This window comes from Polynucleobacter sp. MWH-Jannik1A5 (assembly GCF_018881795.1).
Taxonomy (GTDB): domain Bacteria; phylum Pseudomonadota; class Gammaproteobacteria; order Burkholderiales; family Burkholderiaceae; genus Polynucleobacter.
Map to the genome: position 1 here is coordinate 1,324,809 of NZ_JACVPQ010000001.1, position 26,377 is coordinate 1,351,185.

General features: G+C 45.2%; 24 protein-coding genes. 11 read left to right on the forward strand and 13 right to left on the reverse strand.

Annotation, left to right across the window (positions count from 1 at the left end):
• From ICN23_RS06800 to ICN23_RS06820, 5 genes are read right to left on the reverse strand one after another with little or no spacing between them, the layout of a single operon-like run.
• On the reverse strand, window positions 1-936 hold the full coding sequence (locus tag ICN23_RS06800) for a DmsC/YnfH family molybdoenzyme membrane anchor subunit (RefSeq protein ID WP_216231444.1): 936 nt from the start codon (window positions 934-936) through the stop codon (window positions 1-3).
• The gene (locus ICN23_RS06805; RefSeq protein WP_216231445.1) at window positions 936-1,595 is read right to left on the reverse strand and encodes a 4Fe-4S dicluster domain-containing protein; all 660 of its coding nucleotides are present in this window, start codon (window positions 1,593-1,595) and stop codon (window positions 936-938) included. The genes ICN23_RS06800 and ICN23_RS06805 overlap by 1 nt, the downstream gene beginning before the upstream one ends.
• Complete coding sequence (locus ICN23_RS06810; protein ID WP_216231446.1) at window positions 1,592-4,480, reverse strand: molybdopterin oxidoreductase family protein; 2,889 nt, start codon at window positions 4,478-4,480, stop codon at window positions 1,592-1,594. The genes ICN23_RS06805 and ICN23_RS06810 overlap by 4 nt, the downstream gene beginning before the upstream one ends.
• A gap of 11 nt (window positions 4,481-4,491) precedes the next feature.
• Window positions 4,492-5,400 carry a bifunctional enoyl-CoA hydratase/phosphate acetyltransferase gene (locus ICN23_RS06815; protein WP_370624764.1) on the reverse strand — a complete coding sequence of 303 codons (909 nt, stop codon included), beginning with the start codon at window positions 5,398-5,400 and terminating at the stop codon, window positions 4,492-4,494.
• A 39-nt stretch (window positions 5,401-5,439) separates the two neighbouring features.
• On the reverse strand, window positions 5,440-6,240 hold the full coding sequence (locus ICN23_RS06820) for an IclR family transcriptional regulator (protein ID WP_255532726.1): 801 nt from the start codon (window positions 6,238-6,240) through the stop codon (window positions 5,440-5,442).
• 191 nt (window positions 6,241-6,431) lie between these two features.
• On the opposite strand from ICN23_RS06820, the gene ICN23_RS06825 reads away from it, so the two are divergent.
• From ICN23_RS06825 to ICN23_RS06835, 3 genes are read left to right on the forward strand one after another with little or no spacing between them, the layout of a single operon-like run.
• On the forward strand, window positions 6,432-7,418 hold the full coding sequence (locus ICN23_RS06825) for a tripartite tricarboxylate transporter substrate binding protein (RefSeq protein ID WP_216231447.1): 987 nt from the start codon (window positions 6,432-6,434) through the stop codon (window positions 7,416-7,418).
• A gap of 47 nt (window positions 7,419-7,465) precedes the next feature.
• Entirely contained in the window at window positions 7,466-8,875 is a 1,410-nt protein-coding gene (locus tag ICN23_RS06830; protein WP_216231448.1) for an aldehyde dehydrogenase family protein, read from the forward strand.
• Between the two features lie 4 nt (window positions 8,876-8,879).
• The gene (locus tag ICN23_RS06835; RefSeq protein ID WP_216231449.1) at window positions 8,880-10,415 is read left to right on the forward strand and encodes an AMP-binding protein; all 1,536 of its coding nucleotides are present in this window, start codon (window positions 8,880-8,882) and stop codon (window positions 10,413-10,415) included.
• Here the strand turns inward: ICN23_RS06835 and ICN23_RS06840 are convergent.
• The 4 genes from ICN23_RS06840 to ICN23_RS06855 are packed head-to-tail and all read right to left on the reverse strand — an operon-like array spanning window position 10,412 to window position 14,963.
• Entirely contained in the window at window positions 10,412-11,692 is a 1,281-nt protein-coding gene (locus tag ICN23_RS06840) for a SulP family inorganic anion transporter (protein WP_216231450.1), read from the reverse strand. The genes ICN23_RS06835 and ICN23_RS06840 overlap by 4 nt on opposite strands.
• A gap of 5 nt (window positions 11,693-11,697) precedes the next feature.
• Complete coding sequence (locus tag ICN23_RS06845; RefSeq protein ID WP_216231451.1) at window positions 11,698-13,299, reverse strand: GMC family oxidoreductase; 1,602 nt, start codon at window positions 13,297-13,299, stop codon at window positions 11,698-11,700.
• A gap of 5 nt (window positions 13,300-13,304) precedes the next feature.
• A complete protein-coding gene (locus ICN23_RS06850; RefSeq protein ID WP_216231452.1) occupies window positions 13,305-14,135 on the reverse strand; it encodes a 3-keto-5-aminohexanoate cleavage protein in 831 nt (276 codons plus the stop codon).
• 15 nt (window positions 14,136-14,150) lie between these two features.
• Window positions 14,151-14,963 carry an IclR family transcriptional regulator gene (locus ICN23_RS06855; RefSeq protein ID WP_216231453.1) on the reverse strand — a complete coding sequence of 271 codons (813 nt, stop codon included), beginning with the start codon at window positions 14,961-14,963 and terminating at the stop codon, window positions 14,151-14,153.
• A 113-nt stretch (window positions 14,964-15,076) separates the two neighbouring features.
• Here ICN23_RS06855 and accB point away from each other — a divergent pair, with 113 nt between their 5' ends.
• From accB to ICN23_RS06890, 7 genes are all read left to right on the forward strand, one after another.
• Window positions 15,077-15,643, forward strand: a complete 567-nt coding sequence (accB, locus tag ICN23_RS06860) for an acetyl-CoA carboxylase biotin carboxyl carrier protein (protein WP_216231454.1) — start codon at window positions 15,077-15,079, stop codon at window positions 15,641-15,643.
• On the forward strand, window positions 15,643-17,100 hold the full coding sequence (locus ICN23_RS06865; RefSeq protein ID WP_216231455.1) for a pyruvate carboxylase subunit B: 1,458 nt from the start codon (window positions 15,643-15,645) through the stop codon (window positions 17,098-17,100). The genes accB and ICN23_RS06865 overlap by 1 nt, the downstream gene beginning before the upstream one ends.
• Window positions 17,101-17,160: 60 nt before the next feature.
• Window positions 17,161-18,444 (forward strand): ABC transporter substrate-binding protein, encoded by a 1,284-nt coding sequence (locus tag ICN23_RS06870; RefSeq protein WP_216231456.1) that lies wholly within the window; start codon window positions 17,161-17,163, stop codon window positions 18,442-18,444.
• 5 nt (window positions 18,445-18,449) lie between these two features.
• Window positions 18,450-19,223, forward strand: coding sequence for an ABC transporter permease (locus ICN23_RS06875; protein ID WP_216231457.1), 774 nt, complete (start codon window positions 18,450-18,452; stop codon window positions 19,221-19,223).
• A gap of 28 nt (window positions 19,224-19,251) precedes the next feature.
• Window positions 19,252-20,040 (forward strand): ABC transporter ATP-binding protein, encoded by a 789-nt coding sequence (locus ICN23_RS06880; protein WP_216231458.1) that lies wholly within the window; start codon window positions 19,252-19,254, stop codon window positions 20,038-20,040.
• A complete protein-coding gene (locus ICN23_RS06885; RefSeq protein ID WP_216231459.1) occupies window positions 20,037-20,789 on the forward strand; it encodes a sulfite exporter TauE/SafE family protein in 753 nt (250 codons plus the stop codon). Before ICN23_RS06880 ends, ICN23_RS06885 begins: the two co-directional genes overlap by 4 nt.
• A gap of 105 nt (window positions 20,790-20,894) precedes the next feature.
• Window positions 20,895-21,041, forward strand: coding sequence for a hypothetical protein (locus ICN23_RS06890; protein WP_216231460.1), 147 nt, complete (start codon window positions 20,895-20,897; stop codon window positions 21,039-21,041).
• A gap of 97 nt (window positions 21,042-21,138) precedes the next feature.
• On the opposite strand, the gene ICN23_RS06895 is transcribed toward ICN23_RS06890, so the two are convergent.
• Together ICN23_RS06895 and ICN23_RS06900 are read right to left on the reverse strand one after the other, a co-directional pair.
• Complete coding sequence (locus tag ICN23_RS06895) at window positions 21,139-21,303, reverse strand: hypothetical protein (RefSeq protein WP_216231461.1); 165 nt, start codon at window positions 21,301-21,303, stop codon at window positions 21,139-21,141.
• Between the two features lie 111 nt (window positions 21,304-21,414).
• Window positions 21,415-22,191, reverse strand: a complete 777-nt coding sequence (locus ICN23_RS06900) for a ferredoxin--NADP reductase (RefSeq protein ID WP_216231462.1) — start codon at window positions 22,189-22,191, stop codon at window positions 21,415-21,417.
• Between the two features lie 214 nt (window positions 22,192-22,405).
• On the opposite strand from ICN23_RS06900, the gene ICN23_RS06905 reads away from it, so the two are divergent.
• Window positions 22,406-23,590, forward strand: a complete 1,185-nt coding sequence (locus ICN23_RS06905; protein ID WP_216231463.1) for an acetate/propionate family kinase — start codon at window positions 22,406-22,408, stop codon at window positions 23,588-23,590.
• A 90-nt stretch (window positions 23,591-23,680) separates the two neighbouring features.
• Here the strand turns inward: ICN23_RS06905 and lysS are convergent, their stop codons facing one another.
• Together lysS and prfB are read right to left on the reverse strand one after the other, a co-directional pair.
• Window positions 23,681-25,231, reverse strand: coding sequence for a lysine--tRNA ligase (gene lysS / locus ICN23_RS06910; protein WP_216231464.1), 1,551 nt, complete (start codon window positions 25,229-25,231; stop codon window positions 23,681-23,683).
• Window positions 25,232-25,264: 33 nt separating this feature from the next.
• Window positions 25,265-26,369, reverse strand: a protein-coding gene (gene prfB / locus ICN23_RS06915) for a peptide chain release factor 2 (RefSeq protein ID WP_216231465.1) whose coding sequence is annotated in 2 segments (ribosomal slippage) — window positions 25,265-26,287 and window positions 26,289-26,369 — 1,104 coding nt in all. Because the reading frame shifts where the segments join, the coding sequence is not laid out codon by codon here.
• Between the last annotated feature and the right edge of the window lie 8 nt (window positions 26,370-26,377).

A 26,377-nucleotide genomic window follows, 5' to 3' on the forward strand; every position in this document is an offset into this window, starting at 1 on the left:
TTAGGAAACTCTTTGGTAATACAAATTCTGCGGGTGGTTGGCTTCAGCAAAAAACATCCATCTTTCAGCAAGCAAACCCACATAGTTAATTAGTAATGCAAATGTAATCACCAAGAAATTAGGTGAAGAAATAGCATAAGCCATCAATATCATGGGGATAACATATGCGCAAAGCAAAATGATCTTACGTAAATTTGCGATTACTTTATCTGTTTGGTGGTGAAAGAATTCACGGGTATTGAAGCTACCTCCCATAAGACCCATAGAGGTTTGGCGAATATTGCTGCCTTTGATGCCGGTTGCTGTAGCTAGATTTGATTTTGGTTTTAGCTTGCGATTGCGACTCCAAATCCAAAGCTTCAGATTGAATGATAAAAATAAGAGTAAAAAAGCAATGATGGAAAGTGGGGCATCAATCATTTGCACCGAAGCATCACCCCAAACCGCAATCAATAGCTCTAACAAAATCCAGCCCGACGTCATCCCCAGCAGAATAAAGTTAGTTAGGGTGGAAGGATGTGACCACTCCTGAATGAAGCGAATGCACTGATAGATCTTTGCGGTACATATCCAAAGAGCCATGGTGGTGAAAAGTAGAGCAAGCCATAGCCACTGCGGTACTTGGCTAAAGCGCGCATAGAGGTAAATGATTACTGTGACAGCCATAACTGCTGGAAGAGCGATAACCTCTCTCGATAGCCAGGAAGTTCTCCACATCATGGCAGCGCGCCATGCTCGCTCGGGGTGACCTAGGTGAAAGAATGAAGCAACTAAGCCCAGAGCTAGCAGAACAAAAGCAACCGGTAGAGCGAGGTTGGTAAGAAATGCGCTTGGGGTGGCTTGGCTATGTAGATTTGCTAAAGCTATAAAAAATAGCAGTCCTTGAGCCATTCCCGCTAAGGTGGTAAAGAAAATAATTGAAAATTGTGGGCGCATTATTTGTCATTCCTTGCTGCATCAATCGTTTCCATAATGGAGCGCGGTAAATAGTGATTGGCTGGTTGAGTTTCCCATTCAGGCATCAGTGCATAGCCTGAACGTTCTTCTATGGCTTTGCTAGCGTCAGACTCAGGATCATGGACATCACCAAAGATGCGCGCACTAGTAGGGCAGGCAAGAACGCATGCTGGCTTTTTCTCAGCCTCTGGCAAGGTCTCGCTATAAATACGATCTACACAGAGCGTGCATTTAGTCATTACCTGACGTTCTTGATCAAGCTCGCGTGCACCGTAAGGACATGCCCAAGAGCAATAGCTACAACCAATACATTTGTCGTAGTCAACAAGTACGATGCCATCTTCTTTGCGTTTATAGCTTGCGCCTGTAGGACAAACAGGAACACAGGGAGGCTCTTCGCAATGTAAGCAGGACTTTGGAAAGTGAACTGTCTGTGTATTTGGAAAAGTGCCCGCTTCAAAGGTTTGCACTCGGTTGAAGAAGGTGCCACTTGGGCTCGCGCCATAAGCATTGAGATCAGTCAGCGGACCAGCTGAGCCAGAGGTGTTCCACTCTTTACAAGAGGTAACACACGCATGGCAACCTACACATACATTTAAATCAATAACGAGAGCTAGTTGTTTATTTTTTTTGCTCATTTTGTCTCCCCCGATTTTTTGAGGGCCATTCCGGGTACTTCAAATGCTTTTACTTGTGGCCAAGTTTCTTTTGGTTCATTTTCGTCTGCTGGGGCCAATCGAACTCTGACGTCATACCATCCCGCTTGACCAGTGATTGGATCAGAGTTGCTTACAGTAAATCCACCTAATGGAAGTTCTTCCGAGATAAGGTGATTTAACAAGAACCCTTTTTTAGATTCATCCGCATCGTTTGTAAGGCTCCAAGCAGATTCTGCTTTGCCAATAGCGTTCCAAGTCCACACTGTCCCTGGATCAACCGCCTCAGAATGTCTCGCCATGCAGCGGACTTTACCCCATTGTGATTCAATCCACATCCATGCACCATCAGCAATACCACTCTTAAGTGCAGTAGCAGTATTAACGTATAAATAGTTATGACTATGAATTTGTCTTAACCAAGCATTCTGTGAGTCCCAGGAGTGGTACATCGCCATTGGACGCTGGGTAATTGCATTCAATGTAAATTTGGTGAGATCAGTTGCCTCATCTTCCAGTGGCGGGTACCAGAAAGGCAACGGATCAAAGTATTTATAGATGCGCGCTTTGAGATGTTCTGGAGGTTGTGCGCCCGGACGTTTTCCAGTCGATGCCAATCTAAAGCGTTGCAAGATATCCGAGTAGATTGCAATCATGATTGGATCATTTTTCTGGCGCAGAGCATTTTCTTTTGAGAAGTCTAGATAGCCCTTGTTCCAGTTGCGCATGTATTGATGCTCTGGAGGCATGTGATATTGATGAACACAATTATTTTCAGCGTATTTTTGCCATTGATTTGGATTAGGTTCGCCACGCAATGGCTTATCCCCGTCCTTGCCGCGCCAACCACTTAAGAACCCAATACCTGAATCTGGAGTAGTTTGGAATCGGGTAATAAAGTCTGGGTAATCCTTAAACTTACGTTCACCCTCCGGAGTGGTAAAGGCTGGGAACTTTAAGCGGGAAGCCAGCTCAATCAATACCTCTTGGAATGGTTTGCATTCACCTAGAGGCTCAAGAACAGGGATGCGAACAGAATCAACAGGACCATCAAATTCTGAAATTGGCCTATCAAGCATGCTCATGACATCATGGCGTTCGAGATAGGTGGTATCTGGAAGAACTAGATCTGCAAAGTCCACCATCTCTGACTGGAATGCATCACATACCACTAAGAATGGGATCTTAAATTCACCATCATCATTTTTTGCATTGAGATGTTCACGAACTTCCATGGTATTCATGGTGGAGTTCCATGACATATTGGCCATGAAAATCATGAGCGTATCAATGGAGTAGGGATCACCTTTAACTGCATTAGTAATGACGTTATGCATTAATCCGTGCGCTGCTAACGGATGCTCCCAAGAATAGGCTTTATCAATACGCAGCGGTTTACCATCAGAATCCAGTGCTAAATCTTCTGGCTGTGTTGGCCATCCGAGCGGAGGTTTAGCTAGTGGAGTATTTGGCTTGATGTCATTTTCAGAAGAAGGGGGTTTTGCATTAGGCGGTACCTGTCTTGGGTAAGGCGCTTTATGCCTAAAACCACCCGGACGATCAATGGTGCCCAATAGCGACATGAGCACAGCAAGGCCACGCGTTGTCTGAAATCCATTAGAGTGGGCAGATAAGCCGCGCATGGCATGGAATGCAACTGGCCTACCAGTTACAGAGTCATGTTTTTCGCCCCAAGAGTCTGTCCATGGAATCGGTAATTCAAATTCTTGCCCGAATGCAGTGTCTGCCATTTCAAGGGCAAGCTTGCGAATGCGTTCTGCTGGAATGCTAGTGATTGCTGCAGCCCATTCAGGAGTAGTTTCACTAACTTGTCGTTTGAGAAGTTCAAATGAAGGAGTTACTTTTTTGCCTTGGTGTGGGCCTGGGCCCATCACATATTCACCGAGCAAGGCAGGCGATGTTCCTTGCGCAAAACAAGGTTTAGCGCTTTGTGACTTTTCATCCCAGATATATTTGTTGTGCGGCAAATCAGTATTGAGCGGGTCAGAGTCAGGGTCATACAGAAATAAGCCTTCTTCTGGACCTGAATCCATGCAAACTAATTGTGCTGAGTTGCTAAAACGCTTTAAGAATGGGGCATCGTACTTCTCAAGGCGAATCAGTTCATGCATTAAGGCCATAAACAGTGCGCCATCAGTTCCAGGCTTAATCGGAATCCACTCATCAGCAATAGCAGAGTAGCCAGTTCTTACTGGGTTGATGGAGATGAAGCGGCCACCAGCACGTTTAAATTTCGATAAAGCAATCTTCATTGGATTGCTATGGTGATCTTCCGCTGTGCCAATCATGACAAACAATTTCGCTTGATCTAAATCTGGCCCACCGAATTCCCAGAAGCTTCCGCCGATGGTATAGATCATGCCTGCAGCCATATTTACCGAGCAAAAGCCGCCGTGCGCTGCATAGTTAGGTGTACCAAACTGCCTTGCAAATAAACCAGTCAAGGCCTGCATTTGGTCGCGACCAGTAAAGAGAGCAAACTTCTTTGGATCGGTGGCGCGAATTTTCGCAAGACGCTCAGTCAGAATATCAAAAGCTTTTTCCCAGCTAATAGGTTCAAATTCACCATTACCTCTTTCGCTGCCTGCCTTACGCAACAGGGGTTGTGTAATGCGCGCAGGAGAATTCTGTTTCATGATTCCTGAAGAACCTTTGGCGCAGATAACGCCTTGGTTTAATGGGTGTTCAGGATTGCCGTCGATATAGACTAATTTGCCATCACGCAGATGCGCTCGAATGCCACAACGACAGGCACACATATAGCAGGTAGTTTTTTTAATTTCCGTTGCAGGTGCTTGCTTATTAATCGGGTCATGCACGGGATCATTGGAAAATATTTTGAACATGGTCTTCTCAATTATTGAGGGTTTTTGGCAAGCAGAATGGCCATTGCTGTAGATGCCACTCTAGAAAAAACAGAATCAGATCTCGATGTCAGGGTGATTGGAACTTGTGCGCCCAGAATAGTTCCCGCGCATTCAGCGCCGGCCATATAGACAAAGGACTTGTAAAGAATATTGCCGACTTGCAAGTCAGGCATTAATAGTAGATCAGGATCACCCGCTACCTTTGAGTAAATCCCTTTTGTTCTCGCGGACTGTGCTGATATCGCATTATCAAATCCAAAAGGGCCTTCAATAATCGTATCTGGAAATATCGGATGAGCAATATGCTCATCCACAATTTCTTTTGCATCCGTAGTAGATGACATTGCTGGATTAATCACCTCAGTAGCAGCAATGATTGCTACTTTGACGTTGCTGATGCTTAACCTCTTTAAGGCATCTAAGCTGTTGGCTAGAATTTCTCTTTTGAGTTGAGCATTTGGTGCGATATTGACAACGGCATCTGTGACGCCAAGTAGCTTATGGTAGCGAGCAAGCTCAAACAAGAAGAGGTGACTAACGCGTTTATCAGTACGCAATCCATCGCGATGCACAATCGGCCCCATCAGATCTTCAGTGTGCAAAGACCCCTTCATTAGAACCGCTAGCTTTCCTTCTTTCACCATCTCAACTGCTTTCTTGGTTGCCAGGATCGGATCTTTAGGTGTATCGACAATCTGTATGCCATCTAGAGAAAGTTCTTCGATTGCTGCTAGCTCTTCTATTTCCTTTTTAGGGCCTATCAAAATTGGAGTGCATAACTGTCTTTTAATAAGATCAAAAACAGTTTCTAGTGCTGGCGCACTGAGGGGGTAGACCACCCCAAGAGGCAGATTACTCTTAGCCTCCTCAATCATTTTTTCTAAGAGTGGATATTTCACGTTTAGATTTGTCCTGAGGTGGCTTTGATGCTGTGCTAATTAGGAGAGAGTTTGAGAGATACGCTCAGACGCTTCTTTTAGCTTAGGAATATGTTCCATCGCTTGATTTAGAGGGAGTCTTGCTGTTGCTGCATGAACCGCAATCGCTGCTACTACCTCACCTAGAGAGTCTTTGACAGGTACCGCTACACAAGAAACTCCCAATACATATTCTTCGTTATCTACTGCATAACCAGTGCTCACAATTCTTTCCATCTCCGACTCCAATAGGTGGCGATCGGTAATAGTTCTATGTGTAAATTGTTGTAGTGGCAAGCTTTCTAAAATCTTGGTGCGCTCATCTACGGGTTTGTAGGCGAGAAGTAATTTTCCGCTAGCGCTGCAGTGTGGGGGCAGTACTGTGCCCGGTGGAAGGTGAAGACGTAAAGCCCAGTCAGCCTCAACGCGATCCAAGTAAAATAATTCACCGCGTCTTAAGACGGCAAGATTGCAGGTTTCACCTAGATCAGCGACTAAGCCGCGCAGGATGGTGTGGCGAATGGCAGATACGCTATCGTGCGTCATAGTAGACATTGCTAAATGAGACAAACGCTCACCAGGAGCATAAGTTCTTCCGCCTGGCTCTCTTGCTACTAAACCCGCTTCTTCAAAAATGGCTAAAGTTCTGTGTAGGGATGCTTTTGGCATGCCAGTAATCTGCATGAGCTGGGCCAGGGTGGCAGGTTGCTGTAAAGCCGCTAAAGCTTCCAAAATCACCACGCCTTTCAGCATGGAGGAGTTTTCGCTGGAGCTATCTCTTTTGGTGATATCTGGCTGTTCGATGGTATCTAGTTCAAGCATGGGCCTTAAATCTCATGAAATGTGTCATTTTGTTCATTCTAATAGAACAAGGTTGTAAATTCTAGGGAAAATGTTAGTATTTTTACTTATACGAAACAACTTGTTCCGTTGAATAAGATCATTTATGCTTACTAAAACAGTAAATAAGGGCTAAGATAAGCCTCAAAGTTGTACTAAATAGGAGATTGGTCATGCGTAGAAGCAATCTATTAGCCGCTGTACTGTCAACAATCCTCGCTTTTATGGGCTCTCTTGGCTGGGCGCAGTTTGCTCAAGCACAGGCTTGGCCAACTAAGCCAATTAAATTCATAGTTCCTTACCCGCCCGGCGGTGGTACTGATGTGATTGCGCGTATCGTGCAAGAGCCATTAAGCCAAGCGCTCGGTCAACAAGTCATCATTGATAACCGTGGCGGTGCTGGCGGTTCGATTGGTACCGATATTGCAGCTAAGGCTCCATCTGATGGCTATACCGTTTTATTTACGCTTTCATCACACACCATCAATCCGGCAATCTATCCAAAGCTTGCATTTGATACCGAAAAAGATTTTTTACCAGTTTCATTAGTAGCTTCGTTGCCGCAAATCTTGGTTGCTAATCCAGATTTCCCAGCCAAGTCTGTCAAAGAAGTAATTGATATGGCCAAGGCAAAACCAGATGCGGTTTCATATGCTTCGGTGGGTAATGGATCACCTGGCCACCTAGCTGGCGCCATGATGGCCGGCTCTGCTGGGGTTTCAATGATGCATATTCCGTATCGTGGAGGTGGTCCTGCTATTACTGATGTGATTGCCGGTCAAGTACCCCTGCTTTGGGTTTCAATTCCTGCTGCAGCAAACTATGTCAAAGCGGGAAAGCTGCGTGCCTTAGCGGTATCTACCGTAAAGCGCTCACCAGTTTTCCCGGATGTACCAACTATGGCTGAATTAGGTTTTAAGGATTACGAAGTGGACTCTTGGTATGCCATGTTTGTTCCTGCTAAAACACCACAGCCAATTATCGATATCTTGTACAAAGCAACAGTCAAGGTCTTGGCTGAGCCAGCTGTAAAAGATAAGCTCATTGCTCAAGGCGCTGAGGCAGTGGGTAGTACACCTGCTCAATTGGGAGCGATCGTCAAAACTGAATTGGTGAAGTGGAAAAAAGTAACTAAGGATGCAGCGATTAAAGCTGAGTAAGAGTTCGCCCTAAAGATGTACAGTAAATAAAAAAGATAAGAATATTAATGATGACGCCAGTAGAAGTAATTGTTGAACGTGGACGTGTAGCCCAGAAGATATATGAGGGCTACACGCAAGCCCAGGTGAACTTGGTAGTTGAGGCGGTAGCCTGGGCGATTCTTGAGCCAAAGCGTAATCAAGAGTTGGCGGAGCTTGCTGTTCAGGATACTGGCTTAGGGGATGTGGCTGATAAGTTCAAAAAGAACTTCAGAAAAACTTTAGGTTTAGTACGTGACCTAAGTTATGCAAAAACAGTTGGGATTATTTCAGAGGATTTAAAGACAGGGCTGACTGAATATGCTCGCCCGGTGGGTGTGGTCGCAGCGATTACGCCATCAACCAATCCTGGTGCAACCCCTATTAATAAGATCTTAAATGCTTTGAAGTGTCGCAATGCGGTTGTAGTAGCGCCATCACCAAAAGGCTACTCGACTTGCGCTCGTTTGCTAGAGTTTGTGCATCAACAATTGGATCTCGTTAAAGCGCCGAGAGATTTAGTGCAGATGTTGCCATCTCCGATTACCAAAGATTCCACCAATGAATTAATGCGTTTGGCGGATTTAGTTGTGGCAACCGGTTCACAGGCTAATATTCGCGCTGCGTATACCTGTGGCACTCCTGCATTTGGTGTTGGGGCTGGAAATGTTCTGGTCATTATTGATGAACATGCCGATCTTACGGGTGCTGCTAATAAAATACTGCAGTCCAAAACATTTGATAACGCCACAAGTTGTTCCAGTGAGAATGGAGCGGTAATTTGTTCTCAGGTTTATGACAAAGCTATTGGTGCGCTTGAGGCTGCAGGTGGATTGATGTTGGATGCTGCTGATAAAAAGCGTCTTGAGGATGTCATGTTTCAGAATGGCAAACTTACTTCAACACTGACTGCGCAAAATCCAGCAGTGATTGCTGAGCGTGCGCAATTGCAAAATCCAAAAGCAAAAGCTGCCAAATTCTTTATGGTGGAAGAGCAGGGATATGGACCGTCAGTTCCGTTTTCTGGTGAAAAATTAAGCCCAGTCTTGACAGTTTGGAAGGCTGCCAATTTTGAAGCAGCTAAAGAGTTGATTTCCAATGTATATGCTTACCAAGGAGCTGGACATTCTGTTGGTTTGCATACTGCACAAAGCGGAGAAACTTTGGAGTCTCGGGCTGCAGCGCTTGCACAGCAATTGCCGGTAGCTAGAATCATTGTTAACCAGGCTCATGCGATTGCTACTGGCGGTAGCTTTGAGAATGGCCTACCGTTCTCTTTATCCATGGGTTGCGGAACATGGGGTAAGAATAATTTCTCAGAGAATATGAACTATCGCCACTATCTCAATATTACGAGAGTGGTGAGACCTATTCCTGAGCATGTGCCTAAGGTTGAAGATTTGCTGAAAGAGTATTTCAGTCGCTATCCTCAGGCTTAACTCCATGATGACTGCTTTATGCAAGAGTTTAGGTGAGGTACTGTCGCATTGGGAGGCGGCACAGCCTGAAAAACCATTTCTATTTGCCCCTGAAATTAATGCTGCTCTGACTTATGGGCAGCTCGCCAAAGAAGCACGTCATTTTGCAACCTGGTTGGAGCAAGAGGGCATTAGTGCGCAAGGCCATGTTGGTCTCTTTATGCAAAATGGACGCCAAACTAGTACGATTTTTTTGGCAACCATGGCCTGTGGGCGAGTCATTACCCCCTTAAATCTATTGGCGCCCACTGATCAACTAGCCTGGGTGTTAGATCACAGTGATATTGAAGTTTTGTTTTACTCGCCTGATAAGAAACAGGGACTATTTTTAGCTCTTGAGAAGACTAAAAGAAAATTCAAGGCCATTGAGCTTGATCCAGATGCGGCTGAGGGACCCTTCATGCAGTGCGCGCTCGGGACATTGCCTTCAGTTGAGTCTTCGCAACCAGCGCTCTTGATGTATACCTCAGGCACAACAGGAACGCCTAAAGGGGTGTTGCTTACGCATGCCAATTTATTACATGCTGCGCGCTCTATGGCAGCATGGCACTCATTAACACAGTCAGATATTGTGCTGAGCTCACTACCGATTTACCACATCAATGGACAAGTTATCTCAACAATTACACCATTTGTATCTGGTGGGTCTGTAGTTGCGCCACATGCTTTTTCTGTTTCAAGTTGGTGGAGCTTGGCGATTCAATATCGCTGCACCTGGATCAATATGGTTCCAACCATCATTGCGTATTTGATTAATGCCGCCAAGAGTGGTGGTGCATTACCCGGTCGCGAGGACTTGAAGTCGATTCGATTTGGTCGCTCTGCCTCTGCCCCTCTGCCGCCCGAGCATCATCGTGAATTTGAAGCACTCTTTGGGATCACCGTCATTGAAGGCATGGGAATGACTGAGTCGGCCTCAATGGTCTTTTGCAATCCGCATGATGAAAGCAGGCGCTATGGTAGTCCGGGTCAACCTTGTGGTGTAGAAGCCAAAGTGATTGATCCTGAAGGTAATCCTCTTGGTAATAACACTGTAGGTGAAATTTGTTTACGTGGTGGGAATGTTCTCAATGCTTATTACAAAGCGGAGACAGAGACGGCTAAAGCCTTTGATGGCGAGGGATGGTTAAAGACTGGCGATCTGGGTATGCGTGATGATGACGGTTTTTATTTCATCACCGGGCGCTTGAAAGAGTTGATCATCAAGGGTGGTGAAAATATTGCCCCGCGTGAAATCGATGAAGCAGTCTTAAAGCATCCCGCAGTATTAGATGCGGCTGCAGTCGGTATTCCAGATAGCAACTACGGGCAAGAAATTATGGTGTGTATCGTTCTTAAGCCAGATACCACATGTTCTGAAGATGAAATGCGCGCATTTTGCTTAAAAGAATTGGGGAAATTTCGAACACCCAAAATCATTCTTTTCATGGATGATCTGCCGCGTGGACCGTCTGGCAAAGTGCAGCGCTTGAAGCTGTTGGATCTACAAAAAGCCCACTAATTCCTCTCGGTCTTTGCGGTAAAGCGTCTGATCATTACTGAGCTGATGATTCCAGAAAGTATTGCCCACTCTAGTGGAATAGTAATGGTACCAATGCCGGTAATTAACATTGGAATCCACTCTCTCGCTCCCATATTAAATTCATGGCGAATCTGCTTTAGATCAATTAAGTTCCAGGCAACCACCAGTAATAGTGAAGCGATGACTACGTAGGGGATATGTTTTGCTAGTGGTGAGACAAAGGCAAGTAGGATAAAAAGAAAAACCGCAGCGCATATTGCTGCGAGAGGCGTTTTTGCTCCAGAGGCAAGGTTGACGCCAGTCCGATTAAATGAGCCACTGGCTGGGTAGGCAGAGAAGAATGATCCGCATACATTGGCTAACCCTTGCCCAATAAACTCTTGGTTGGCATTGAACTGATCTTTTGTCTTTAATGCAATCGCACGTGCAATAGCCATTGCTTCGGTAGATGCCAACAGCGTCATGATGAGGGCAGCACTAAATAACTTTTGCAAAGTGCCACCAGTTAAATCTGGGCTAGAAATTGGCGGAAATGCCCCTGGTATTTCTTGAACTTTTCTGAAAGCAGCAACACCAGGTATCAATGTTTCTAATAAAGCCGCTGCAATACTGCCCAGTACAACAGCCACCAGCATGGCGGGTAGATAGCGATTAAGCGGCTTCCAAAGTCGAATAGCGATTAAGGTGAAGAGTACTAGTGCGGGAGCTGCCATTTGCCATTGATTGCTAATGAGTGCTGATGCTACAGCGCTGATTGTTTCTGGTACTCCTGTACCTCTTGGGATACTGATACCAAGTAGGGTACCAAGCTGACTATTGATAATCAAGATCGCAGCGCCGACGGTGAAACCAACAATCACAGAGTGTGGAATCTGCTCTACCCATTTGCCTGCTTTAGCAAAACCCAGTACAAGCTGCAGTGCACCCACTAGAAAGCTGAGCGTTAAAACATAAGCAACATACTGGCTAGATTCCGGGAGTGCCAGTGGAGAAATTAAAGCCATCGTGGTTAGGGAAATAGCATTAGCGGGACCGGTAACCATTAAGCGGCTTGAGCCAAATAGCGCTGCTATCAAGCAGGGGATCATCGCTGCGTATAGGCCATAGTGTGGCGGCATACCCGCTAGTAATGCAAATGCAATACCCTGAGGCATAACAACAATAGCGCCAGTTAGACCAGCAAAAACATCTGCGCGTATCGTGCCTGGTGTTCGATATTCAGGAAGCCACTTACTAAAAGGTAATTGCCAGCGCATTACGACTAAATTCGCCCTAAGATCAAATCAGCGGCCCTCTCTGCAAGCATTACCGCAGGCCAGTTGGTGTTGCCGGAAGGTAAGGTTGGCATGGCTGAACAATCAACAACTCTGAGGCCTTGTACGCCCCTCACTTTTAATGAAGCATCAAGCACTGCCATCGGATCACTGTCTGGACCCATTTGGCAGGTTCCAGTTGGATGAAAGATCGTTGCGCCATTATTTCGGCAAAACTCTAAAATTTCTTCATCGGATTGTGGGTTATTCGGCTTTACCTCTCTGGTAATCAGAGAGCGAAGCGGTTCAGTTTGCGCAATTTTCCTGGCGTACTTAACGGCGGCAATGCTGATGTCGCGATCATAAGGTGTCGACATATAGTTCGCAAACATTTTGGGGGGTACAAGTGGGTCTACTGACTGAATGCGCACATGACCTCGAGACTCGGGTCTGAGTTGGCAAACCGACATGGTAAATCCAGAGAAGGGATGAACCTTGCCACCAGCCATCTCTGCAGAAAGTGTTGCTAAGTGAAACTGAATGTCAGGTGTTTTGGAGTCTTTCATTACACGAGTAAAAAGACCTCCTTGATTAATGCCGATCGATAGTGGTCCACCGCGGAATAGTAGCCAATCTAAGCCCATCTTTAGTTGACCAAACCAGGATGAGAGTTGGTCATTAGTTGAGATAGGTTGGTTTAATTCATAAATCAGGCGGTGCTGTAAATGGTCTTGCAGATTTTCTCCAACCCCTGGCAAATCCTGCACTACAGGGATATTGAATTCTTGCAACAGTTTTGCTGGGCCAACCCCTGAGAGTTGCAAAATTTGCGGACTCTGAATCGCACCCGCACTCAGAATGACTTCTTTATTAGCGCGTACTATGCTTTTTTTGCCGTTACGGAATATTTCAATACCTACAGCTTTTTTGTTCTCAAAAATAACCCTGCAAGCCTGACTATCTGTCAGAATTTCTAGATTCTTACGATTCTTGATGGGCTTTAAATATGCAACAGCCGTACTGCAACGAAAACCTTTGTGGGTGGTGAGTTGGTAGTAGCCAACTCCTTCTTGCGTTAGATTGTTGAAGTCGTCTGTTTCAGGAACACCCAGCGTATTAGCAGTCTTTTTAAATGCTTCAACTAAGGGATGTTTTTTTGGAATCGATGATGCCTTTAAGGGACCTGTTTGTGAATGCAGTGGTTCGCTTAAACGATCATTGCCTTCTGCCTTTTTGAAGTAGGGTAATACATCATCCCAGCCCCAACCAGGGTTTCCGAGATCACGCCAAGTGTCGTAATCCTCTTTTTGTCCGCGAATAAAAATGAGACCATTAATTGAGCTGGAGCCGCCTAGCGTCTTGCCTCTGGGCCAATAAATCTGTCGATTGTTTACACCAGGGTCAGGCTCGGTCTGAAATTTCCAGTTGAGCTTAGGGTCCCACATCGTTTTTGCATAACCAATCGGCAGATGAATCCAAGGAGAACGATCCTTGGGCCCGGCTTCAATCAGGCAAACAGAATTCTTGGGATCCGCTGAGAGGCGGTTGGCCAAAACGCAACCAGATGAACCTCCTCCTACGACGATGTAATCGAACGATGTATTTGCCATACTGATTAGTGTTTTCTCAATCCCAAAATTTCTCGCGCTTGAGCTGGGGTCGCTACTGTTCGGTTGTAAGCAGGCGCCATCTGCGCAAGACGCGCCACTAATTCAGCATTATCTTTGGCAGCCCGAGTTTTATCAAAACGCGTATTGTCTTCAAGACCAGTTCTAACGTGACCACCCAATTCAAGAGTCCATTCATTTACTGGTAATTGATGACGTGCAATACCGGCAGCAGTCCATGTTGCATCAGGCATTACCGCCTTTAACTCTGAAATGAGGAATTCAAGAATCGTGCGCCTTGCTGGCATGGCATTGGGGATACCCATAACAAATTGGACATGGGCTGGTGCTTTAAGAAGGCCACGCTCAATCAAATTAGCTGCGTTATAAAGCATAGCAAGATCAAAAATCTCAATTTCTGGCTTGATTTCAAACTTTAGCATCTCGCTTGCAAGGCCATCGACAAATTCAGGAGGATTTTCATAAATGCCTGTTGGGAAATTCACTGAGCCAGTGGCTAGAGAGGCCATATCAGGTTTATGAAACAACATTCCACCGCGAGCTGCTTGATCACGTCCGCGGCCACCAGTGGAAAATTGAATAATCATTCCTGGGCAATGTTTCTGTATTCCTTCTTGAACAGCTGCATATAAGTCAGGATTTGAGCTTGGAGTCTCATCTGCATTTCGAACATGTATGTGCGCAAGCGTCGCTCCCGCTTCAAACGCTTTATGTGTTTCTTCAATCTGCTCGCTGGTAGTCACTGGTAAACCTGGGCAATCTTTTTTACGGGGTATTGCTCCAGTCATTGCAACTGTAATGATTACGGGAGTGGTCATATTCTTTCCAAGAAATTAATTGCTGGTATCAGACAGGCTAGTTTGAATATCATTTGCAGCACGCTTTAAAGGCTTAACATAAAAATCGATCGATTTTTCTTGCATGCGAGGTGCAGGACCATGCGCAGTAATCGTGGCAAAAGTTTTATATTTTGAGTTGATGACTGGTACGGCGATCCCAATAAATCCCTCCAGGAAGGCTGATTCATCAAGGGCGTAGCCATCATTGCGAATTTTTTCAAGCTCGTCAAATAGCTTGTTGTAGGTGGTAATTGTTCTAGGTGTATATGTTTCAAATGGTTCATTGCCTAACGAACGTCGAACCTGCAACTCAGTCATGCCCGAGAGAAATAATTTTCCGCTGGCGGTGCAATGCAGAGGTACGCGCATGCCGAGATCTACGTGCAGCCGAATAGGTGCACTTGTCTCGACTCGATCGAGATACATCACTTTATTGCCATCCAAGATATTGAAGTTGCAGGTTTCGCCAATTTCTTCAACAAGACGTTTCATCACTGCTACGCGCTGTGATCGGATAGAGTCGACGGAAAGAATATTCATTCCCATGATTCTGAGTTTTGCGCTTGGTTGAAAACGTCTGCCATTGGGGTCGCGCTCAATAAATCCTTGGGCAACCAATGTATTGAGTAATCTAAATGCCGTAGGTTTTGCTAAGCCAGTTCCCGTAGAAATGGTCTCTAGAGTGAGAGGAAATTCCGATTGGGCAATCGTCTCCAGAATGAGCAGTACCTTTTCCGCCATGCTGGATTTGGCGGATTCTTCCAATATTTCCGCTGGAGGGGTGATGCGGGAGAGCTTTTGTGGCATTTATTGAGGATTTTTTGAAGATATTTGCGTTTTTAAGTGTTTACCCTTAAAGCATTTCACCTGATGATACTTTAAATTTCATTAGAGAAAATATTAACTAAAAAAACGAGACAGTGCAAACAAAAAAGAAAGTCGCCCCAAAAGCGAAAGTAAAGACTAAGCCTTCTAAAAAAGTTCCAGTTAAAAAAGCTGCAGCTAAGGTGAAGGTGCCACCTGAATTCACGATGAAGCAGGTGAAGGAAATTGTTGCCCTCATTAAAGATGCGGGCACGTTCACTACGTTCGGTTACAAGACAGAAGAATTTGAGATCGAGATTTCAGTGGGAGCACAAACCACATTCGCTCAAAGCGCTTCTATTGCTCCACAGGTAGTGGCGCCTACGTCCGCTATTGCTTCAGCTTCGGCTGCGCCCATATCCTCATTAACACTCTCATCATCAGAACGTGCCATTACAAGCCCGATGATTGGTACCTTTTATCGCAAGCCAAGCCCTAACTCTGATCCATTCGTTGAAGTGGGGGATAGGGTTACACCGACCACAGATGTATGCATCGTCGAGGTAATGAAGTTGCTGAATACCATTCCAGCTGAATGTACTGGTAAGGTGTCCCGTATCTTGGTGGAAGATGGCGCAACAATTGAGGTAGGGCAGCCCCTTATGGTGATTGAGCTTGCTTAATGGCTACTAAAAAACCATTCGAAATGATCGACGTCACTCTGCGCGATGCGCATCAGTGCCTTTGGTCTACTCGTATGACTACTCCCCATATGTATCCAGCACTAGCTGATATAGATCAAGCCGGCTATGGCTATATCAATATTTTAGGTGGCGCTGTATTTGATGTGATGGTGCGCTTTTTGCGAGAGGATCCTTGGAAGCGCATGGCATTTTTAAGTGAGCAACTCAGCACCCCAACAGACGCATTAACGCGTGGTCAAAGTATTTATACATTTGAATTATTTCCAGACGATGTTGTGGAACTCAATGTAGAGTTGTTGGCTCAATCCGGCGTCAGAGTATTGACTGTTTATGATGCTCTGAACGATAACCGCAATATCGAATCTTCTGTAAAAGCAGGCAAGAAACACGGTATGCTAATTAATGCCATGTTGACTTATGCTTTGAGTCCTGTTCATGACGATGCTTACTTTATTGCCCGTACACGCGAGTTGGTGAAGTTAGGGGCTGACTTTATTTCTGTAAAAGATCCAACTGGCCTGCTTACCCCAGAGCGAGCCGCCACTCTTTTCCCTGCTGTAGTTTCTGCAGCAGCAGGTATCCCCATTAAACTGCATTCGCATTGCCAATCTGGTTTAGCGCCATTGGTTTACGAAGAAGCCATCAAGGCAGGGTTTGCTTATGGCTACGTAGCAACAGATTGTCTGGCTAATGGCGCATCGCTACCATCCGTCTTAGATGTCTATGCGAGCGCCCAAAAATATGGCCGCGCTCCTAAGATGAATCATTCTGCTTTGCAAAAGGTTGATGAATACTTTGACTGGATTTGCGCCCGAGATAATTTTGCTCGTGGAGAAAAGGCGAATTATGACCCAGCTCTATATGAGCACCAAATCCCTGGTGGAATGATTTCTAATCTACGTGCTCAATTAGCTACGATGGGCATCTCTCATAGAGAAGCAGAGATTCTGGAAGAGACCGCAAGAGTTCGCGAAGACTTAGGTTATCCCATATTAGTAAGCCCATTTGCACAGTACATCGTTACTCAAGCAGTGCTGAATGTGATGCAAGGCGAGCGCTATAAGACTATCCCAGATGAGATCAAGCTGTATCTCAAGGGGCATTATGGAAAATTGGCTGGCACACCTAGTGCTCAAGTTATGGAACGTGCGAACGTAGACTATGACGCATCTCGTCGGCCTGGTGAGTTAATTGAGCCAGCGTTACCAGGCTTAAGAAAAAAATGGGGCCGCTCAATTAGCAGGGAGGAATTGAGTCTTCATGCTTTCTATCCAGAGCATCTTGCCTTGGGTTTGAAGGACGGCGCCCAAGAGGCTGTAAAGCAGGGACCTGCTTTACAGCCCTTTACTGAGTTGGTGAAGTATTTAGTTATGAAAAAAGAATATAGAAAAATTAGAACCAGATTGGGCGGTATAGAGTTAAGCTTCAGCAGTTAGTTTTTTTGGCCTTTGCTTTTTGTATTTGGTGCAAGAAATTTCAATTTTAAGGAGATCGTAATGAAACAATTTAGCGCATCACGCCGTATCTTTTCAGTGCTCGCTGTCGCCATGTTATCGGGTGCTCCAATGCTGTCAATGGCGCAAAACGCCACAAAGTTTAATGATTATGGGTGGCCGGAAGGTGCTGAGGAGAAAGTATCAGCCAAGTCCGTAGCCTGGCTTAAGGAAAAAGGCTGGTGGCCAGTGCAAATTGCATTTCAACCACCATGGTCTGGTCAAAATACGGTCAACTTAGTAATGGACAAGAAGGGTCTTTTATCTAAGCGCGGTATTGAAGCTAAATTACAAGCATTCCCATCGGGACCAGCGATTAATGAAGTTATCATCTCCGGTCGATTCCAGTTCGGTAATGGTGGTAACTTCCCATTCACCTCTTTGATCGATAAAAACATTCCCGTGAAGACGATCGCGGTGATTAATACCAACTTGATGCATGCTGTTTTAGTGCCATTGGATTCCAAGATTAAATCCTTTAAGGACTTCAAGGGCTCAAATCCACCGGCAACTATTGGTATCGTGACTGGCTCCTCTGCTGAGTTCTATATCCAAGCTGCAGCTAAAGCCAATGGCATTGAGATTGGTAAAGACATCATTCTGAAAAATATGCCTCCAGGTGAGCAAATGGCTATGCCAAAGGGTATTGATGCGGTAGTTCCTTGGGATCCAACTCCAACCATCATGTCCAAAGAGCGTAAGAACGCCAGAATTATCAGCGATAGCTATCCGTACAACATTTATGCTGGTACTTTCTACGTGCGTCAAGAAGTTATTGATAATGCACCGGACGTAGTACAAGCATTCACAGATGCGATTGCTGAGGCAACACTTTGGATTAGAAAGAATCCAGATGCTGCAGTTGATGTCATGCAAGAAGATCCAAACTTGAAGAACTACTCAAAAGAAATCTTGCGTCAGCAAATCACTGCTTACAACTTGCTCTATAAGCCTAATTACATTTACCCAATTCCAGTATTCTGGGGTCGTGCAAATGAGCCTATTTACACATGGCTTTACGAGAACAAGCGTATTCAGAATAAGTTAACCGGTATCGACTTTGCTCGTGCGGTGGATACACGCTTTATGGATAAAACGTTCGAGAAGTTGGGTTGGGCAACCACTACAAGACCACCATTTTTACCAGCAAGCTGGTCTGCGCCAATGGATAAAACACCGTATCCAACTTATATGAATCCATTGAATACCACTACACCACAGCCTTTCCCAGAAAAGGGCGATCTCGTTAGAGACTGGTCCTTCGATGGTAAGACTTATAAGAAATAAGAGATATGCCAATAATTAACTTTTTCAAGCAATTTCGTCGTTTAGCCTTATTGATTATTTTGCTTGCCGCCTGGGAATATGCCAGTCGGTTTATTCTGGATAAAACAGAATCTACCTTGTTGCCACCTCCCTCGGGAGTGGCACAAGGCGGTTTTGAGTTAATGCAGTCTGGAGAAATCTGGAAGCATTTATTCGATAGCTTATCTAGAGAATTTGTAGCGTTTTGTTATGCCTCTGTCGCTATTCCCTTGGGAATAGTGATGGGGTGTTTTAAATGGGTGAATGAGCAGGTGGATCCAATCGTAGAAATATTGCGACCTATTCCTCCAATTGCCTGGATCCCGCTCAGTATTTTGTGGTTTGGTGTGGGTAATACCCAAAACCAATTCATTATTTTCTTGGGAATCTTCTTCCCAATTTTATTGAACACGATTGATGCTGTAAAAAATGTGGAGCCGAACTTGATTCGTGCAGCTCGCTGTTTGGGCGCTGGTTCTTGGGGTGTGATTACTCGTGTAGTTCTGCGTGCAGCCCTTCCTCAGATAGTGACCGGTATTCGTATTGGTTTGGGAGTGGGTTGGATGGCTTTGGTGGCAGCTGAATTAGTTGGCGCTAACTCTGGTCTAGGATTCCTAATTAATGACGCACGTACTGTTCTACGTACAGATTACATTTTGGTTGGTATGTTGGCCATTGGCGTAATTGGATTATGTCTCGATAGGCTTATTAGATACACGGCTCAGAAACTCATGCCGTGGTCAAGAGCGCTTAATGCTTAAACAGTTTGTTAATCGACTAATCATTTAAATGAATAATTCAATGCCAGCACTTAAAGTAGAACACGTAAGAAAAATTTATCCTTCAATGCATGCCAAGGGTCAAGAAGTCTTGGCAATTGAGGATATTTCGTTAGAGGTTCGTAAGAATGAGTTTTGCTCAATCTTGGGTCATAGCGGCTGTGGAAAGACAACACTTCTCAACTTGATTGCTGGATTTGAGACGCCAACTGCTGGTCATATTGAATGTGCTGGCAAGGTAGTGAACGGCCCTGGTGCAGATCGCTCAATGGTGTTTCAGGACTATGCATTATTTCCCTGGTTAACTGTGTACGACAACATTGCTTTTGGTTTAAAAATCAAAGGTATTAATGCGGGCGAGATTAAACAGATCGTGACGCGCTTTGCTGCGCTGGTAGGCTTAAGTCAATTTACTAATCACTATCCTCACCAGCTCTCAGGCGGCATGCGTCAACGAGTATCCATTGCTAGGGCCCTGGTTGTAGATCCCACTGTTCTGTTAATGGACGAGCCATTTGCTGCTTTGGATGCACAAAATCGCGCCATGATGCAGGCTGAAATGATTCGAATTTTGAATGAAGAAAGCAAAACGGTTGTGTTGGTAACGCACAGCATTGAAGAGGCGATTAATCTATCGGATGTCATCGTCGTGATGACGCGTCGTCCTGGAAGGGTAAAGGAGATTATTCGAGTTCCAGAGCCACGCAGAATGGTTGAAGATACCCCTGCGTATCTGGAAATCCGTCGCCAAATCCGCGATCTCATCGCCGGCGAGCACGATGTTAGCGAGGCTGTTTGACTTTTGAAAACCTAGCCGTAATTTGTTTATTAACATTTGCGGCAATTTTTGGTGGTTTTATTCGAAGGTTAAGTGGTTTTGGCGGGGCGCTCATCATGACGCCCATCCTCATGTGGATATTTCCAATCCCATTTTTGATTCCGATTGTGATGTGCTCTGAAGTGTTTGGCGGAGCTTTGCTTTCCCGTCATTGGAAGTTACATCAGGAGGATCGATCTAGACTTTGGTCGATGTTGTTCTTTTCGGTGATCTTTCTTCCGCTGGGCATTTGGCTTGGCGGACTAATACCACTCACGATATTGAAAACGGCTACTAGCGTAGTCATTCTATTTTTTGCTAGCTACCTACTTCTCAAGCCGCATGTTCGATTAGCAAGCTCAAATCTTTTAGATAGTTTGGCGGGAAGTCTTTCAGGGTTATTGTTGGGTTCTTGCGGAATAGGTGGACCACCTGCTGCCTTGTATCTCAACTCCACCAATCAAGCATTTGATAGAACGCGGGCTCTGTTGTCTCAATTTGTTTCTGGCATTTCATTATTTGCGATTGTTGCAGCAAGCCTGATGGGTGGCGGAATTGATTGGCTCGTCTATCTTCTTCTTGCCATTCCAGCCTATTGGGTGGGAATGAGGGCTGCTAAAGGGGTTTTAGAGGCTCACGCAGTATCGGATGGTGCATTGAAAAGACTTTGTCTATTGCTGCTGATTGTGAATGCAGGCTTTAATCTATTGTTTTTGGTTATATTTAAATAGATATAAGTAAATGAAATATATATTCTTCTCAGATATATAAAAAAACTCTATTCTCTAAGCTCATTAGATGCATATGCCAGCTTAGATTAAGAGAAGGAGTTCAAAATGGGTTACACAACAGATAATAAGCAAGATGCTGTGGTTGAATCAGTTTTGCTAACTACAGAACAAACATTTATCGCCTCAAAGGGTATTGACCGCTCTGATAGCAGTCAAGCCAGCGAAGTGGTTTACTTTCAAATAGAAGATTAATCTTTTTAAAAAATATACACTCTTCTTGGGTGTAGGCCACAAAAAATAAAAACCGCCACTGAGGCGGTTTTTTTATATCTACTTTTAAATCAAGACATCATGAGAAAGAGGTTTCAAATTCCTCAGTTTTAATGGCGTTCATTAAAAAGAGAATTTGTCTTTGAAAGCTTTTTCTCTCATCAACCTTGTCGTGAGGCAGGCGATCATGCTCGCGTAGCAAGCTAATAATAGCTGGGTTGTAATGCTCTCTGACCGGGGACATCTTGGCTCCTTGAAACCGTATTCGTTAGAAACACTGTAACAAGGACGCTATATATTGACAAGTAATATATAGCGATAACTAAACTACTTTTGTGTATATAAAGCCTAGCGCTTACTTTTCTACGAAGGCGCGTTCAAATACGTAGTCACCAAGCTGGCCAAGACTTGGGGAGACCTTAAAGCCTTTGCCATCGAGCATTTCAGCGGTTTCTTTCAGCATGGAAGGGCTACCGCAGATCATGGCTCTATCTACTGCTGGGTCTAATGGAGGAAGGCCAATATCTTTAAATAACTGCCCAGATTCAATGGCGGTAGTGAGGCGGCCAGTATGTTTAAAAGCTTCTCTAGTTACTGTTGGGTAGTAGATCAGTTTTTCGCGAATGATTTCACCAATATATTCATCTTGAGTGAGTTCATTCTTGATGTAATCGCCATAAGCCAGTTCGCTGACAAGACGTACACCATGGATCAAAACTACCTTCTCAAACTTCTCATAGGTGTCGGGGTCGCGAATGATGCTCATGAATGGCGCAAGACCAGTGCCTGTGCTGAAGAGGTATAGATGTTTACCTGGGTTTAAATCGTCGATAACCAATGTGCCAACCGATTTTTCGCTGACGAGAATGGGATCTCCCACTTGTATCTTTTGTAGGCGTGAGGTGAGCGGCCCGTCTTGAACCTTGATGCTTAAAAATTCTAGGTGCTCTTCATAGTTTGGGCTAGCAACACTGTAGGCTCTCACCAAAGGTTTGCCTTCTACCTCGAGGCCGATCATCAAAAAATGACCGCTCCGAAAGCGCAGACCTTTATTGCGGGTAGTGGTAAAGCTAAAGAGTGTGTCGTTCCAGTGGTGAACGGTCAGAACGGTTTCAGTGTTGTAGGCTGCCATAAAAGCTTAATTTTGATTGTCTAAAACCTTAATTATCCTCAATCTTGAAGTGATTCAGGGAGTATCGCGGCTCTAAAGTCCAATTAACTTCTCATAAGTTATCTACTTTTGCTTATAAGAGCCCTGGTTTGGGCCTTTGGGAGGGGTAACTCGCTATCATCTAGGGGCAAGCAGCGCCAATACCGGTCGACCTTTAATCACACTATATTTTCTTATGGCAATACTGACTGTTAACGCAGGTTCTTCATCTCTCAAGTTTTCAATCTATCCGACTAAGCAAGGATCGGTGCTGCCATCCATCCTCTCTGGTAGTTTTGAGGGGCTAGAGCCGGGTGGGAAAACAGAACTTCGCTACGCCTATCAGGGGGTAGAGCATGCCGAGCATTTTGAGGATGTGGGTCAGGATCCATTTATTGCAGCATTAATGCACCTCAAAGAGTTATTACTTGAAATCAAAGGGTTGCCACCAATTAGAGCAGTCTCCCATCGAATTGTTCATGGAGGCTCAGAGTTTTTTCGACCGACTGTCTCTACTGATGCGATTCTGGAAAAATTATCCGCCATGAGTGCGCTGGCGCCATTGCATCAACCACACAGCTTAGATGGTGTGAAAGCTTTTTCTCAAGTATTTCCTGGCATCCCTCAAGTGCTTTGTTTTGATACTGCCTTTCACAAAACCATGAGTCACCTGGAAACATCATTGGCTTTGCCTAAAGAGATTACCGATCAAGGTGTGCGACGCTATGGTTTTCATGGCATTTCTTATCAGTACATTATTGGTGAGTTAAATGAGAACTCCAATAGAGCAAAAGATAAAGTGCTCATGGCTCATCTAGGTAACGGTGCTAGCTTATGTGCTGCGATTGATGGAAAAAGTGTTGCTACAACCATGGGCTTCTCCGCCCTAGACGGTCTCATGATGGGTACTCGTAGCGGCTCTCTGGATGCAGGTGTGCTGATGTATTTGGTAGAGCGTGGTTATACCCATGATCAGTTGCAAGACCTGCTCTACAGAAAGAGCGGCCTGCTCGGGGTGTCCACTATTTCTGCGGATATGCGCAAACTGAGGAATGACCCCAGCCCCTTAGCTAAAGAGGCGATTGAACTTTTTATCTACAAAATTATGCGTGAGGGCGGGGCTATGATTGCTTGCCTTGGCGGTCTCGATCTAATTTCTTTTAGTGGCGGTATTGGTGAGCATGATCCTATTCTTAGGTCTGCAGTCTGTAAAAAATTCTCTTGGCTAGGCATCGAGTTAGATGAAAAGTTGAATCAAGAGGCCATCAAAGGACTAACTTTAAAAATTAGCACACCGCAAAGTCGTGTCGAGATTTGGGTTGTTCCAACTGACGAAGGGGTAATGACTGCGCAAGAGGCTCTTAACTTACTGCGTTCTTAGAGTTGGGATTCAGCTCATCAGCAATCGGAGATTGTGAATTGGTCAATAAAAAAGCGGGGTAAAAACCCCGCTTTTTCTTTGCGGAAGAGCTTACTCTTCTTCGCGACGCAAATGTGGGAACAGAATCACATCGCGAATATTTGGTGCATCAGTTAGCAACATCACTAGGCGATCAATGCCGATACCGCAACCGCCAGTTGGAGGCATACCGTACTCGAGTGCGCGTATGAAGTCATGATCAAAGTACATAGCTTCTTCGTCGCCAGCTTCTTTTTGCTCTACTTGTTTGCGGAAGCGATTTGCTTGATCTTCGGCATCGTTTAACTCAGAGAAGCCATTGGCAATTTCACGACCAGTGATAAAGAGCTCGAAACGCTCCGTAATGCCTGGGCGAGTATCGGATTCTCTGGCGAGAGGGCTTACTTCAATTGGGTAATCAATGATGTAAGTTGGCTCCCAAAGATGCTCTTCGGCAACCAATTCGAAAAGAGCTAATTGAAGGGCGCCTATTCCGGCATTCTTGAGGGTGGGGGCATCTGGATTCTCGCCACCTTTTTTCAATTCAGTGCGAATGAAATTGATGTCTTCAAGTTGGGCTGCTTCATAGCTCTTGCCGGATTGACCGCAGTACTTAAGGATTGCTTCAGTAATGGTTAGACGTTGGAATGGCTTGCTCAGATCAAGCTCGCGACCTTGATGTGTCAATACGGCAGTGCCTTGGGCATCAATTGCGGCAGCACGAATTAATCCTTCGGTGAAGTCCATGAGCCAACGGTAATCTGTGTAGGCTGCATAGAATTCCATCATGGTGAATTCTGGGTTATGACGTGGGCTGACACCTTCGTTGCGGAAGTTGCGGTTGATTTCAAAGACGCGCTCAAAGCCACCAACCACTAGACGCTTGAGGTAAAGTTCAGGCGCAATACGCAAGAACATTTGCATGTCGAGCGCGTTATGGTGGGTAATAAAAGGCTTTGCTGCTGCACCACCAGGAATAGGGTGGAGCATCGGAGTTTCAACTTCCATGAAGTCGGCATCTAGCATATGGCGACGTAATGAAGCGATCGCGTTACTACGTGCTTTAAATGTATTACGGCTCTCAGGATTAACAATCAAGTCTACATAGCGTTGACGATATTTAGTCTCCAGATCTGATAAGCCATGGAACTTATCTGGCAATGGGCGCAAGGATTTGCTGAGAAGACGTAAGTTGCTGCACTCAACTGATAGTTCGCCCTTATTGGTCTTAAAGAGGTTGCCTTCAGCAGAAATAAAGTCGCCCATGTCCCAATGCTTGAAGGCGCCATGAACATCAGCCCCGCTGAGCTCATCATTGATATAGAACTGAATTTGACCGCTGCGATCTTGGATGGTTGCAAAACTCGCTTTACCCATCACACGCTTTAGAACCATACGTCCAGCAACTTTGACATGAACCTTCTTCGCTGCTAACTCTTCTTTAGTGAGGCTGTCATAGTGCGCATGTAAGTCAGACGCCAAATGCGTAGGAACAAAGTCATTTGGGAAAGCAACGCCACCTGCGCGAAGTTTGGCGAGTTTTTCACGACGCTCCGCAATGATGTGATTCTCATCAACTACTTCAGTAGCTGCGGCATTGTCTAAGTTGGTTTTATCGTTCATGTTTATCGCGGTGCAGTAATGGGTATGAGGTTATTACACGCCTTGTTTCAGGCTGGCTTCAATAAAGGCATCGAGATCGCCATCCAATACCTTCTGGGTATTCGAAATCTCAACGTTAGTGCGTAAATCTTTTATGCGGCTTTGATCCAAAACATAGGAGCGGATTTGGTGACCCCAACCTACATCGGTTTTGCTAGCTTCTAATTTATCTTGTTCGGCGCGACGCTTTTGCATCTCATGCTCATAAAGGCGAGACTTCAGCATCGTCATAGCCTCAGCACGATTGCGGTGTTGGCTGCGGTCATTCTGACACTGCACCACAATCCCAGTCGGAATATGAGTTAAACGTACTGCGGAGTCAGTTTTATTAATGTGTTGTCCACCAGCACCAGAGGCGCGGTAGGTGTCTGTACGAATATCAGCAGGGTTTACATCAATCTCAATAGAGTCATCAATTTCTGGATAGACATAGATGGAGGCAAACGAGGTGTGACGACCATTGGATGAGTCAAATGGTGACTTACGCACTAAGCGATGTACACCAGTTTCAGAGCGCAGATGGCCATAAGCATATTCGCCGTCGACTTTAATTGTTGCGCTCTTAATGCCAGCAACATCGCCATCAGATTCTTCGAGGATTTCAGTTTTATAGCCTTTGCGTTCGCAATACTTGAGGTATTGGCGGTAGAGCATGCTAGCCCAGTCACAGGCTTCTGTGCCACCTGCACCTGCTTGAATATCGATAAAGCAATTGCAAGAATCCATCTCATTGTGGAACATGCGACGGAACTCAAGATCGCCAATAATCTTGCTGTAGCCTTCAACATCTTGCTCAATGGCGGCGATCGTTTCAAAATCGCTTTCCTCTTTAGCCATGTCAAATAGCTCAAGAGCGCTAGTAATATTGGTATTGAGATCGGTAAGAGTGGCAACTACGCCGTCGAGCAATTTCTTTTCTTTGCCCAGCGCTTGCGCTTTCTTTTGATCATCCCAAATCGTGGGATCTTCCAGTATTGAATTAACTTCGGTAAGGCGACGTGACTTTACGTCGAAGTCAAAGATACCCCCGAAGAGCTTGCTCACGGGTGAGCAGATCGGACAAGGTATTCGAAATAATATTTAGTTGTTCAGCTTCCATCCCCTAAT